13 protein-coding genes and 1 other RNA gene are annotated in these 12,286 nt (G+C 74.2%); 5 read left to right on the top strand and 9 right to left on the bottom strand.

The genetic code is table 11. From position 1 onward, the window contains the following. Positions 1–9: 9 nt before the first annotated feature. Positions 10–1,950 carry a molecular chaperone HtpG gene (gene htpG / locus KPL60_RS09445; protein WP_226365570.1) on the bottom strand — a complete coding sequence of 647 codons (1,941 nt, stop codon included), beginning with the start codon at positions 1,948–1,950 and terminating at the stop codon, positions 10–12. A 158-nt stretch (positions 1,951–2,108) separates the two neighbouring features. On the opposite strand from htpG, the gene KPL60_RS09450 reads away from it, so the two are divergent. Continuing rightward, positions 2,109–2,477: a hypothetical protein gene (locus KPL60_RS09450; RefSeq protein ID WP_226365571.1), complete on the top strand. Its 369-nt coding sequence runs from the start codon at positions 2,109–2,111 to the stop codon at positions 2,475–2,477. Positions 2,478–2,572: 95 nt separating this feature from the next. Continuing rightward, positions 2,573–4,879 (top strand): protein translocase subunit SecD, encoded by a 2,307-nt coding sequence (gene secD / locus KPL60_RS09455; RefSeq protein WP_226365572.1) that lies wholly within the window; start codon positions 2,573–2,575, stop codon positions 4,877–4,879. Positions 4,880–4,890: 11 nt separating this feature from the next. On the opposite strand, the gene KPL60_RS09460 is transcribed toward secD, so the two are convergent. The 3 genes from KPL60_RS09460 to KPL60_RS09470 all read right to left on the bottom strand — a co-directional run bounded on the left by KPL60_RS09460 (position 4,891) and on the right by KPL60_RS09470 (position 6,911). Further along, entirely contained in the window at positions 4,891–5,367 is a 477-nt protein-coding gene (locus KPL60_RS09460) for a hypothetical protein (RefSeq protein ID WP_374228623.1), read from the bottom strand. Between the two features lie 65 nt (positions 5,368–5,432). Beyond that, positions 5,433–5,942: a hypothetical protein gene (locus tag KPL60_RS09465; RefSeq protein ID WP_226356362.1), complete on the bottom strand. Its 510-nt coding sequence runs from the start codon at positions 5,940–5,942 to the stop codon at positions 5,433–5,435. Between the two features lie 51 nt (positions 5,943–5,993). Further along, on the bottom strand, positions 5,994–6,911 hold the full coding sequence (locus KPL60_RS09470; RefSeq protein ID WP_226365573.1) for a LysR family transcriptional regulator: 918 nt from the start codon (positions 6,909–6,911) through the stop codon (positions 5,994–5,996). 87 nt (positions 6,912–6,998) lie between these two features. Here KPL60_RS09470 and KPL60_RS09475 point away from each other — a divergent pair, with 87 nt between their 5' ends. Continuing rightward, the gene (locus tag KPL60_RS09475; RefSeq protein ID WP_226356360.1) at positions 6,999–7,412 is read left to right on the top strand and encodes a VOC family protein; all 414 of its coding nucleotides are present in this window, start codon (positions 6,999–7,001) and stop codon (positions 7,410–7,412) included. A 15-nt stretch (positions 7,413–7,427) separates the two neighbouring features. Here KPL60_RS09475 and KPL60_RS09480 read toward each other — a convergent pair whose 3' ends face one another. The 3 genes from KPL60_RS09480 to KPL60_RS09490 all read right to left on the bottom strand — a co-directional run bounded on the left by KPL60_RS09480 (position 7,428) and on the right by KPL60_RS09490 (position 9,499). Beyond that, entirely contained in the window at positions 7,428–8,132 is a 705-nt protein-coding gene (locus KPL60_RS09480) for a hypothetical protein (RefSeq protein WP_226356359.1), read from the bottom strand. Positions 8,133–8,195: 63 nt separating this feature from the next. Further along, a complete protein-coding gene (locus tag KPL60_RS09485; protein WP_226356358.1) occupies positions 8,196–8,789 on the bottom strand; it encodes a DinB family protein in 594 nt (197 codons plus the stop codon). Positions 8,790–8,887: 98 nt separating this feature from the next. Further along, positions 8,888–9,499 (bottom strand): GDSL-type esterase/lipase family protein, encoded by a 612-nt coding sequence (locus KPL60_RS09490; protein WP_226356357.1) that lies wholly within the window; start codon positions 9,497–9,499, stop codon positions 8,888–8,890. A gap of 112 nt (positions 9,500–9,611) precedes the next feature. Here KPL60_RS09490 and KPL60_RS09495 point away from each other — a divergent pair, with 112 nt between their 5' ends. After that, positions 9,612–10,253: a LysE family translocator gene (locus KPL60_RS09495; RefSeq protein WP_226356356.1), complete on the top strand. Its 642-nt coding sequence runs from the start codon at positions 9,612–9,614 to the stop codon at positions 10,251–10,253. 24 nt (positions 10,254–10,277) lie between these two features. On the opposite strand, the gene KPL60_RS09500 is transcribed toward KPL60_RS09495, so the two are convergent. Then, a complete protein-coding gene (locus KPL60_RS09500; protein WP_226365574.1) occupies positions 10,278–10,985 on the bottom strand; it encodes a siderophore-interacting protein in 708 nt (235 codons plus the stop codon). Positions 10,986–11,177: 192 nt separating this feature from the next. On the opposite strand from KPL60_RS09500, the gene KPL60_RS09505 reads away from it, so the two are divergent. After that, positions 11,178–11,795, top strand: a complete 618-nt coding sequence (locus KPL60_RS09505) for a TetR/AcrR family transcriptional regulator (protein ID WP_226365575.1) — start codon at positions 11,178–11,180, stop codon at positions 11,793–11,795. A 75-nt stretch (positions 11,796–11,870) separates the two neighbouring features. Here the strand turns inward: KPL60_RS09505 and rnpB are convergent. Next, an RNA gene (gene rnpB, locus KPL60_RS09510) (RNase P RNA component class A) lies at positions 11,871–12,273 on the bottom strand. Positions 12,274–12,286 lie beyond the last annotated feature (13 nt).

Genomic DNA, 12,286 nt, shown 5'->3' on the forward strand with positions numbered 1-12,286 from the left:
CGCCCCGCGTCAGAGCGCGTGCTGCAGGCGCTCCGCGAGCAGCCCCACGAACCGGGACGGGTCGGCGAGCTCGCCGCCCTCGGCCAGCAGCGCCATGCCGTGCAGCAGCTCGACGGTCCCGCTCTCGTCCTTCCCCGCGGCGCGGGCGTCGCGCAGCCCGGTGACCAGCGGGTGCGACGGGTTGAGCTCGAGGATCCGCTTGACCTTCGGCGGCTCCTGCCCCATCGCCCGGTACATCTTCTCCAGGGTCGGGGTCATGTCGAACTCGTCGCCGACGAGGACGGCCGGGGAGGTGGTGAGCCGGGTGGAGAGCCGCACCTCCTTGACGTCGGAGGTCAGGACCTCGGCCATCCAGGTGCAGAGGTCGGCGAACTCGGTCTGCTTCGCCGCAGCCTCCTCCTTCTCCTCGTCGGTCTGCAGGTCCACCTGGCCCTTGGCGATGGAGCGCAGCGGGGTGCCGTCGAACCCGTCGACGGCGTCGACCCACACCTCGTCGACCGGGTCGGTCAGCAGCAGGACCTCGTAGCCCTTGTCCCGGAACGCCTCCATGTGCGGGGAGGCCTCGATCGCGGTCCGCGAGTCCCCGGTCATGTAGTAGATCGCGTCCTGGCCCTCGCGCATCCGCTCCGTGTAGGCGGCGAGCGAGGTCGGCGCGTCCGCGTCGTGGGTGGTCGCGAACGCCGAGACCCCGAGGATGGTGTCGCGGTTGTCGGCGTCGGACAGCAGGCCCTCCTTGAGCGCCCGGCCGCACTGCTCCCAGAAGGTCGCGTACTTCTCCGGCTCGTTGTCGCGCAGCGAGCCGAGCACCGACAGCACCTTCTTCACCAGGCGCCTGCGGATCGCCGAGATCTGGCGGTCCTGCTGCAGGATCTCCCGCGACACGTTCAGCGAGAGGTCCGCGGCGTCGACGACGCCCTTGACGAACCGCAGGTACTCGGGGACGAGCGCCTCGCAGTCGTCCATGATGAACACGCGCCGGACGTAGAGCTGCACGCCGCGGCGGGCGTCGCGCATGTAGAGGTCCATCGGCGCGACCTTGGGCAGGAACAGCAGCGCCTGGTACTCGAAGGTGCCCTCGGCGGCGAGCCGGATCGTCTCCAGCGGTTCCTGCCAGTCGTGGCTGACGTGCCGGTAGAACTCGGCGTACTCCTCCTCCGTCACGTCCTTCTGCGGGCGGGCCCACAGCGCCTTCATCGAGTTCAGCGTCTCGGGGCCGGTCCCGGATTCCGGCTCCGACCCGGACTCCGGTTCCGCCGCCTCGGCCGCCATGCGGACCGGCCAGGTGATGAAGTCGGAGTAGGTCTTCACGATGCGGCGCAGCACCGCGGGGTCGGCGTAGTCGTGCAGCTGGTCCTCGGCGTCGGACGCCTTGAGGTGCAGGGTGACCGCGGTGCCCTGCGGGGCGTCGGCGACCGGCTCGATCGTGTAGGTGCCCTCGCCGTCGGAGGTCCAGCGCACGCCCTCGCCCGCGCCGGCCTTGCGGGTCACGAGCTCGACGCGGTCGGCGACCATGAACGAGGAGTAGAAGCCGACGCCGAACTGGCCGATCAGCTCCTGGCGGGCGTCGTCGCCGGCCTCCCGGAGCGTCGCGAGGAGCTCCGCGGTGCCCGACCGCGCGATGGTGCCGATCAGGTCGACGACCTCGTCGCGGGTCATGCCGATGCCGTTGTCGCGGACGGTGAGGGTGCGCGCCCCGGCGTCCGGCACGAGCTCGACGTGCAGGTCCTCGGTGTCGGCGCCCAGGTCCTTGTCCTGGTAGGCGGCGAGGCGGAGCTTGTCCAGCGCGTCGGAGGCGTTGGAGATCAGCTCGCGCAGGAAGACGTCCTTGTTCGAGTAGATCGAGTGGATCATCAACCGCAGCAGCTGCCGGGCCTCGGCCTGGAACTCGATCGTCTCCCCGCCCGTCGTCTCGGGGTCGATCTTCTCGCTGGTCGACGGATCCGTGCTCACGTCAGTCGTCCTCTCGGGGTCGTCACGCTGGTGCGGTCGCGATTGTGCCGAACGGCGAACGGCCGCGCGCCCGGTGCCCGACCCCTGCGGCGGCCCGGTGGTCGAGGTGACCGGTACCGTCGCCGCAGGAAACCCCCCGAACCGGACGGATCACCCTCGTGCGCACGACCCGCAGCCCGGCCCGCCGCCTCGTCGCGGTGCTGCTGCTGTCGCTGGTCGCGGCGCTCGCCCCGATCGCCGGGTCGCTGACCGCCGAGGCCGTCCCGACCACGGCCGCGGCCTCGGTCGGGCAGGACGTCGCGCCCGCCGAGGCACCCCGGCCCGCGCTGCTGGGGCGCTCCGCGCACGACGGTCCGGTCGCCCCGGACGCGACCGGCCACCCCGGGCCCGCCCTGGACGTGCTGGTCCTCGACGCCGCCGGGCTCGGGCACGACGCGCCCGCGCCCGTCGACGACCGGACGACGGCCGCCGCCCCGGAGCCCGGGACCGGCGCGGACATCGGGTCGCGGGGACCGCCGCGGGCCTGACCGGACGACCCCGCCGGTCGCCACCGCCCGCCACTCCCCCGCACCACCCCGCCGTGCCCCGGTCCCGACCGGGGCGCCCGCCGCCGAGGATCCCTGTGAAGCCACGCCCCGTGCTCTGGCGGGCGCTCATCGCGCTCGCCGTGCTCGCCCTGTCCTCCGTCGTCGCGCTCACCACCGCCCCCACGCTGGGGCTGGACCTGCGCGGCGGCACCCAGATCGTCCTGGAGACCCGCGACACCCCCGAGGTCGCCGCCGACGGCGAGGCCACCGACCGCGTGCTGGAGGTGCTGCGCGGGCGCATCGACGGGCTCGGTGTCGCCGAGCCCAGCCTGGCCCGGTCCGGGGAGAACCGGATCATCGTCGAGCTCCCCGGGCTGACCGACCCCGCCGAGGCCGCCGAGACCCTCGGCCGCACCGCGCAGCTCACGATGCACCCGGTGCTCGGGATCGGTGACCCCGCCGCCGGGGGCGCCCCCGGCACCGACGAGCAGGGCCAGCCGCTGCAGCTCGGCCCACCGGCGCTGACCGGCGACATGGTGGGCTCGGCGATGTCCTCGCCCAACCCGCAGGGCGTCGGGCACATCGTGAACATCAGCTTCGACGGCGACGGCCCCGCCCGCTGGCAGGCCCTCACCGGCCAGGCCGCGTGCGCGCCGCCCGGCGACCCGCAGCGCCGGGTCGCGATCGTGCTCGACCAGCAGGTCATCTCCTCCCCGCAGGTCGTCGAGAACATCCCGTGCAACGTCGGCATGCTCGGCGGGCAGACCCAGATCACCGGCAACTTCTCCCCCGAGCAGGCCTCCGAGCTGGCCGTGCTGATCGAGGGCGGCGCCCTCCCGCTGCCGGTCGAGATCATCGAGCAGCGGACCGTCGGCCCGACCCTGGGTGCGGACGCGATCTCCGCGAGCGCCTGGGCCGCGATCATCGGCTCCGCGCTGGCCGGGGCGTTCCTCATCGTGGTGTACCGGCTCGTCGGGCTCGTGGCCGTCGTCGCGCTCGGCGGGTACGCGCTCGTCGCCTACTCGGTGCAGACCGGGCTCGGGGCCACGCTGACGCTGCCCGGCCTGGCCGCGTTCGTCCTGGCGGTCGGCATGGCCGTCGACGCGAACGTGCTGATCGCCGAACGCTCGCGTGAGGAGTACGCGGCGAAGCCACGCCTGGAACGCGCCTCGGAGATGGGCTACGCGAACTCGCTGTCCGCGGTCGGCGACGTCGCCGTGACCTCGCTGCTCGCCGCCGTGCTGCTGTTCGGGCTCGCCTCGGGCCCGGTCCGCGGGTTCGGCGTCACGCTGGTCATCGGTGTGGTCGTGTCGCTGTTCTCCGCGCTGGTGCTGTCCCGGCTGCTCACCCTCGCCGTCCTGAAGATCCCCGCGGTGAAGCGCAGGCCGAGGATCACCGGTATCACCGAGATCGGCCCGGTCCGGCGCAGGCTCGAGGCGAGCGACCCCGGGTTCCTGCGGCGCCCGGCGCGCTACCTCGCCGTCGCCGGGGTCGTCGTGGTCGTGATGGTGTCCGGGCTGTTCGTGCGCGGCCTGGAGCTCGGTGTCGAGTTCACCGGCGGCCGGCTGGTCGAGTTCACGACGTCGAACCCGGTGAGCGTGGAGCAGGTCCGCGACGCTGTCGGCGCCACCGGCATCGGCGGGCTCACCGTCACCGAGACCGGCGACGGCGCGGTCGCGCTGCGCTCCGGCGAGCTCACCGACGCCCAGGTCGGACAGCTGCGCGAGGTCGTCGGCGCGGCGGGCGGCGGCGCGGAGGTGCTGCGCGACGAGCTCATCGGCCCCAGCCTCGGTGCCGAGCTGGCCCGCGGCGGCATCATCGCGCTGGGTGTCGCGCTCGCCGCGCAGTTCCTCTACCTGGCGTTCCGGTTCCGCTGGACGCTCGGCGCCGGTGCGGTCGCGGCGCTGCTGACCAACGTGCTCGTGGTGGTCGGGGTGTTCGCCTGGACCGGGCGCACCGCCGACGGCGTGTTCCTCGCGGCGCTGCTCACCGTCATCGGCTACTCGGTCAACGACACCGTGGTCGTGTTCGACCGCGTGCGCGAGCACTGGGCACGCAACGCGAAGGTGCCGTTCCACAAGGTCGTGGGGTCGGCGGTGCTCTCGACGCTGCCGCGGACGGTGAACACCGGCATCTCGACGCTGACGATCCTGGTCATGCTGCTGTTCCTCGGCGGGGCGACCCTCGGGGACTTCGCGCTGGCGCTGATCGTGGGCATCGTGGTCGGGACGGTGTCGACGATCGTCGTCGCCGGGCCGGTGGCGATCCTGCTGCAGCAGCGCTGGACCGGGCCCGCGCCGCGGACGTCCGGAGCGAAGCAGCCGGTCGGCAAGGCGGGACGACGGCACCCGTCGAAGGCCGACCGGGCACGGCGCCGCGCCGGCGACGGCGCGGTCGTCTGAGTGCGGCTCCCTCACGTGCGGTCCCCGAGGTCGAGGCGTTCGCCGCAGCGGTCGATCCCGGCGCGGATCATCGCGCCGTAGCCGTCGTCGGGCAGCGCTCCCACCCGGTCCCGGGCCCGGGTCAGGTGGTGGCGCGCCCGGTCGTCGTCGCCGAGGCGGCGGTGCACGTCGGCGAGGTTCAGGTGCAGCGACGGCAGGAACCCCCCGACGCTCAGCGACGCGTGGTGGCGCTGCGCCCGCTCGTCGGTCAGCTCGTCGGCGGCGGCCAGGGCGCGCTCGTCCCACAGCAGCTCGGCGTGCGGGTCGTCCTGGACGTCGGCGGCGTAGTGGGCCAGCGTGCACCGGTGGAAGGGGTCGCCGTCGGCGGTCACCTGCTCCCACAGGGCGTCGAACCGGGCGCGGGCCCCGGCCCGGTCACCGGCACGGCCCGCCCCGACGGCGGCGCCGACGGCGTCCATGACGGGGTCGGCGGTGACGGGCTGGTCCACGGGGGCCTCCGGGTGCTCGGGGGTGGGTCGGGACGCATGCTGCACCGGACCCCCGACAGTTCCGCTCAGCCGCGGGGCAGCTCCCGCCAGCGCGCCTCGACCGCGCGCCACTCGCGGTCCAGCCGTCCCGCCGCCCGTGCGCGGCCGGCGACGCCGGCGGCCGTGTACACCGCGACCAGGCCGGACCCGCCGACGCCCAGCACCGTCGCCGAGCGCAGGATCCCGGCCGTCCGGACCTCGGTCGGGTGCTCCGGGGCGGCCGGGACACCGTCGGGGCCGATCCACAGCCCGAGCGACCGGCCGGGCGCGACCCGCCCGCCGACGGTCACCGTGGCGGTCCGCACGACGCCGCGGCCGTCGGTCCAGCCGACGTCGACGGGCCCCGGCCCCGCGGTCGTCCCGAGCACGGTCGCGCTCACCCGGGTGGTCCCGGCCGCCTCGGCGGCGGCGGTCTCGGCGGCGTCGCCGACCGCGATCGCCAGCAGCAGGAGCAGCCCGGCCGCGACGGGCACGACGACCCGCCGCAGCCCGGTCAGGGCCCGTTCGACACCGTCGGGCTCGTCGGAGGGGTTCATGGGTCGAGGGTCGGCCCGTCCGGCTCACCGGACAATGCGGAAGTTCCGCTCTCAGCCTTCGGCTGTGACAGAGACAGCGTGGATGTGGTCCGCGAGTGCCAGCACCGCGGGCCATCCCGGCGAGCTCGGCTCCAGGGCCGCGCCCCAGCACAGCGACAGCCCGCGCCGGGCCCACTGCTCCCCCAGCGCGACCACCTGCAGACGCCCGGCACGGGCCGGGACGGCGGCCGCGCGACGGGGCACGACGGCGATCCCGGCCCCCGCCTCGGCCAGCGCGACCACCGTGCCCAGGTCCGCGGCGCGGGTGCGGTACCGCGGCGCGAGCCCGGCGTCGGCCGCCTGCGCGTCGAGCGAGAGCTGCAGCGGCGACGACGCGGCCAGCCCCACCATCGGGTGCTCGGCCGCCTCGGCGAACGCGATCACGTCGCGACCGTCGAGCACACCGTGCCCGGCGCCGACGACGACCAGCGAGTCGTCGCACAGCGGCTCTGCGGACAGCCCGTGGTCCGCCGCCACGTGGTCCAGGACGATCCCGAGGTCCGCACCGCCGTCGACCAGGGTCCGGGCGGTCTCGACGCTGCGCCGCAGCGTCACGTCGACGTCGGAGTGCGGCCGGGCCAGCAGGAACGCCGTCACCGCCCGCGGCACGAGGTCGTGCATCGCCGAGCTCCCGGCCAGCAGCGACAGCGGCGCGCTCGCCGGCCGGGAGTAGGAGGCGATCGCGCCGTCGAGGCGCGCCGCCCGGTCGAGGACCTCGCGGGCGTGCCGGGCCAGTGCCCGCCCGGCCGGGGTGGTGCGGACCCCGCGCCGCTCCCGGACCAGCAGCTCGACCCCCGCGTGGCGTTCCAGGGCCCGGACCCGTGCGCTCGCCGACGGCAGGCTCAGGTTGGCCCGCGCGGCACCGCCGGTGATGGACCCCTCGGCGACGACGTGCAGGAACAGCCGCAGGTCGGTGAAGTCGTACTGCACCCGCAGAGCCTATGGCAGCTCCGTACCCTGGGTCGACACGTCCGATGCGGACGGGCGCTGTCCGCGTCGGGGGCCAGGATCGTCGCCGTGACCCCGACCCTGCAGATCGCGTTCGACGCCGCCGACCCGCACGCCCTCGCGCGGTTCTGGGCGGCCGCCCTCGGCTACGAGGTGGAGGACCACACCGCGGTCGTCGACGGCCTGCTGGCCGCCGGCCACCTCGGCGAGGCCGACGTGCTCGTCGACGGCGACCGCCGCGGGTTCCGCGACGTCGCCACCGCCCGCGGGCCGGGTCCGCGGCTGTTCGTGCAGCGGGTGCCGGAGCCGAAGTCGGCCAAGAACCGGGTGCACCTGGACCTGCAGGTCGGCCCGCAGGAGGCTCCCGCGGAGGTGGAGCGCCTGGTCGCGCTCGGCGCCCGGGTGCTGTGGACGACGGCCGACCGCGGGCCGCTCACCACCACCCTGTGCGACCCCGAGGGCAACGAGTTCTGCGTGACCTGAGTCGCCGCGACCGGCTCAGCCGGGCTCGAAGTCGTAGGTCCGCCCGCCGACCCGGAGCAGGTCGACGGCCGAGACCAGCCCGGCGTCGCCGCCGCCCTGGTTGAACCCGGCGGCGTAGGCGGTCATGTCCGGGTAGGCGGCCATGATGTCGGACAGCGTGCGCTGCTCGCCGCCGTCGCGGCACTGCCGGTAGGCGTCGACCCGGCCGATCTGCTGTGTCGTGCAGTAGGTGCCGGACCCGACGTCGTAGCGGGTCCAGGTGCCGGCCGGGGCCCGGTCGGGCAGGTAGGTGAGGACGTACAGGTCGCCCGGCTCCAGGGTGCCGCCGTTCACGTCGACGGCGATCGCGAACGACGGCATCGCCCCGCTCGACGACGCCGGGTCGCGGTACGCCCAGTAGCTCGCGTCGGTGAACCGGGACAACGGGCCGGCGACCTCGTCGGTGACGTACTGGCGCTTGTCCCCGTCGCCCGGGGTGCGCAGCTCGAGGGCGCCGCTGCCGCCGTCGGGCGGGGCGCCGTGGCGGGCGGTGAACTCGCGGCTGCCGGAACCCTCGTCGAGGGTCCCGGCGAACTGGTTCGACGCCGCCGGGGTGACGGTCACCCGCCCCGAGGGGCCGAACGGGCCGATCGCGACGGCGGGCTGCAGCGACGCGAGCCCCACCAGCGCGACGACGGCCGCGGCCGTGGCGATCAGTCCGTTCCGTCGTCCTCGACGCATCCGTCCTCCCCCGAGCCGGTCGTGGAGATCAACGACCGGGGACGCCCGGGGATACCGCCGGGCTCAGGCCAGCAGGGTGCCCGGCGCCGCCTCGTAGGGCTGGAAGAAGTCGTTGGCGGGCGCCCCGGCGAGGGTGAGCACCAGCGCGGGCACCGCGACGCCGTCGATCTGCTCGCGGAGGATGTCGGCGTGCCCCGCGTGCCGGGCGAACTCCTCGACCAGGTGCACCAGGTAGAAGCGGGCGTGGATCGGCCGCGCGTCGTAGATCCCGTCCCAGGGGGTGGGCGGGGCGGTCGAGTCGCCTGCCGGGTCGGTCTTCGCGACGGTGGCGAGCAGCTCGGCCCGGACCCGGTCGAACTCCTCGACGGTCGCGGCGACGGTCTCGTCGTCGCCGACGGTGAAGCTGCCGGTGAACCGGGCGAACGCGGCCGCGTCCAGCGGCTGCTCGGTGACGTCGCCGGTCAGCCGCTCCAGCGCGCCGCGCATGCAGTAGGCGGCGTGCTTGACCAGGCCACCGACGGACAGCGCGCTGCGGCACGGGGTCGCGCGCGCCTGGTCCTCGGTGAGGCCGAGGAGCGCGGAGCGGATCGCCGTGAGCTGCTGGTCGATGTAGTTGAGGAGACCGGTGATCTCGTCGTGGCGGGCGGGTGCGTACATGGGGTCCTCCGGGGTGCTCGGGAGCGGTTCGAGGACGACTGTGCCGCCCCATGCGGTCAGGTCCGGTCCTCGACGGCGGAGGAGCGCCGACGGATCCGTTACCGGGACGGGCCGATCCACGCCAACCACGCCGGCATCGCGAGCCGGGCGAGGCGGTCGTAGCCGTCGGCACCGGGGTGGGCGCCGTCGCCGTCGCGGACCCCGGTCGTCCACACCTCGTCGGCCGACAGCGCGTCGACCACGTCGACGAAGGGCACCCCGGCGGTGTCGCACACCCCGTGGAACCGCGCGGTCAGGTCCCGCACCCGCCGGTTCACCGCGGCGTCGGCGACCGGCGGGGGTCCGACGACGAAGGCCGGCAGGCCCGCAACATCGGCCCCGGCGAGCAACCGGGTCAGGTTCGCGACGGTGACGTCCGGCTCCACCCGGCACCGGCCGTCCTCCTCGACGCCGTCGTTCACGCCGAAGGACAGGACCAGGCGTTCGTCGCACCCGGGGGCACGGCGTGCGCCCGTCTCGCGCTCCCAGCGGGCGAGGACGTCGCTGCTGGTGTCGCGGCGGATCCCCAGGTTGTAGGCGGTCGTCGGGACGCCCTGGCGGCCGACCGCCGCCACGAGGCGGCCGAACCACCCCCGGCAGTCGGGGTCGCCGACACCGGCGACGAAGGAGTCCCCCAGCGCGACGACGCGGAGGTCGCGGGTGCTGCTCACCGGCAGATCGTCACACGAACCCGGAGCGACGCAGCACACGTGGGAATCCACTGGTCCGCGGGCCGTCGCCGTGTTTCGCTCTCGATCACGAGCCATTCGGTGAGGAGCCGCCGTGATCGAACCGTCCGCAGCCCTGGGTGTCGTCGTGATCGCCCTCGGCATGGTCCTCACCCCGGGGCCGAACATGGTGTACCTGACCTCCCGGGCGATCTCGCAGGGCCGGCGCGCCGGACTCGTGTCGCTCGCCGGTACCGCGGTCGGCTTCCTCTGCTACCTCCTCGCCGCGACGGCCGGGCTCTCGGCGCTGTTCGTCGCCGTCCCCGCCGCCTACACCGCGGTCAAGATCGCGGGGGCGCTCTACCTCGCCTGGCTCGCCTGGGGCATGCTGCGCCCCGGCGGACGGTCGCCGTTCGAGGCCCGCGACCTCGCGCCTGAGCGCGACCGGCGCCTGTTCGGCATGGGGCTACTCACGAACCTGCTGAACCCGAAGATCGCGCTGATGTACGCCGCGCTGCTGCCCCAGTTCGTCGACCCCGCCGACGGCGCCACCGGGAGCCAGCTCCTGCAGCTCGGGTCGGTCCAGATCGTCGTCGCGGTGACCGTGAACGCGCTGATCGTCCTCACCGCCGCGTCCGTCTCCGGGTTCCTGGCCGCACGGCCGCGGGCGATGACGGTCCAGCGGTGGGTGGCCGGCACCGTGCTCGGCGGGTTCGCCGTCAGGACCGCGATGAGCCCCGGCCCGGCGACGAGCTGACCCGACCCACGCGGACCACGGGAGTCAGTCCATCCCGGTCCTCCCCGGCGCCCAGAACGGCTTGGTGACGACGTCGCGCCGGTGCCAGCCCCGGTCGCGGACCAGGTGCTCGCGCACCATCTGCACGGTCCCCGCCTCACCCGCCAGGTAGGCCGTCCCCGGTGTCTCCGGCAGGTCGAGGTTCGCCACCGCCGCGACGAGATCGGCGGACTTGACGGCCGATCGGCCGTGGCGGTGGATCCAGGTGACCTCGCCGGGGATCGGCAGCCGGTCCTCCTCGGTGTCGACCTCGATCGCCGCGTGCACCGGGGCGCCGTCGTCCAGCCCGCGGATCATCGCCCCGAACGCGACCGCGGCGGTCTCGTCCCCGGCGAAGAGGTGGTAGTCACTGGGCCAGCTGACGAACGAGCCCTCCGGCCCGAACACGCTGACCTCCTCGCCCGGACGGACCCGCCGGGCCCACTGCGCGCCCGGCCCCTCGCCGTGGTCGAGGATCCGCAGCTCCATGCGGGTCCCGTCGTACTCCCAGATCGAGTAGGTCCGCAGCGCGCCGACGAGCAGGTCGACGACCGGGTTGGCCGCCCCGACCTGCAGGCGGATCTGCTGACCGGCCTTCACCTCGAGGTCGCGGATCCCGGCGCCGGTCAGGGTGACCGCCCGGAAGCGGCCCGCGAGGGGCTCGACGTGCTCGACCGTCGCCGTCCGGAGCAGGGTGTCGAGGAGCCGTCTCATGCGGGCACCCCGACGTGCGCACGGGCCCGCCCGGCCTGGTGCGGCACCTGTTCGAGGACGGCGGCGAGCGCGCTGGAAACTTCGAGCATGGTGAGCCTTCCCTGTTCTGTATCATCGCAGGTGAAAGCCCTATTCTAAGTAAATGCTCACTTTAGGAGCTACTCGCTTTCGACGCGCGCACCCGGGAGGGACATGACCCCGCAGCAGCGCCGGATCGCCCCACGTCGGCGGCCGCGTCAGGTCCGGGCGGAACTCACCCGCGAGCGGATCCTCACCGCGGCTGCTCACGTTCTCGCCACGTACGGCTACGCCGCGGGCACCACGAACCGGATCGCCGACGAGGCCCGGTGCTCGATCGGCTCGCTCTACCAGTACTTCCCGAACAAGGACGCGATCCTGGCCGAGCTCCTGACCCGGCACCTGGACCAGGGCGCCGCGACTCTGCCGCCCGGCGAGGAGGCCGGTGACCAGCCACTGGAGGAGCTCGTGCGGGCGATGGTGCGCACCGCGATCGCGAACCACCGCGACGACCCGCGGCTGCTGCGGCTGTTCATGGAGGAGGCGCCCCGCGAGGGCGCCGTCATGACGAAGATCGAGGTGTACCAGCGCGACCGGCTGCGCAGGTTCCGGGACTTCCTGGTCCGGCATCCCGACGCGGGCGTCGAGGACACGGAGGCCGCCGCGCAGATCGTCACGATCACCCTGGAGCTCGTGGTCCACGCGCTGTCGGCGGCGCCGGACCGGGTTCCCGCGCGACGGCTGGAGAACGAGCTGACCGCGATGATCAGCACCTATCTCAAGGGGCGGTAGTCGGCTCGTCGACGGAGTGTACGGGAGCCCCGTCCGTCCGGCCGGGGCTCGACCGTCAAGGTCGGGGAAGAGGTGCGGACGAGCCGGTCTGTAAGCCGGATCCTGTTCCCGGGCACCTCACGGTGCTCCGTTCGGCGACCATCCATCTCGGCCTGCCGTCGCCGGCAGGCTCCAGCGGTCCACCCGCAGGCTCGGGCGGGCAGCCCTCGAACGCCTGCGCAGCCGTACACGTACGGCCTCTCGACCTTGCTCCGGGTGGGGTTTACCGAGCCACCCCGGTCACCCGGGGTGCTGGTGGTCTCTTACACCACCGTTTCACCCTTACCCCGCGGCTCCGGGGAGCCGCGTGGCGGTCTGTTCTCTGTGGCACTGTCCCGCGGGTCGCCCCGGGTTGCCGTTGACAACCACCCTGCCCTGTGGAGTCCGGACTTTCCTCGGCGGAACCCGGAGGTCCCGCCGCGGCCGCCCGACCGACTCGTCCGCACTCACGA

Origin of the sequence: Pseudonocardia sp. ICBG162, assembly GCF_020496225.1 — a bacterium.
Taxonomy (GTDB): Bacteria; Actinomycetota; Actinomycetes; order Mycobacteriales; family Pseudonocardiaceae; genus Pseudonocardia; species Pseudonocardia alni.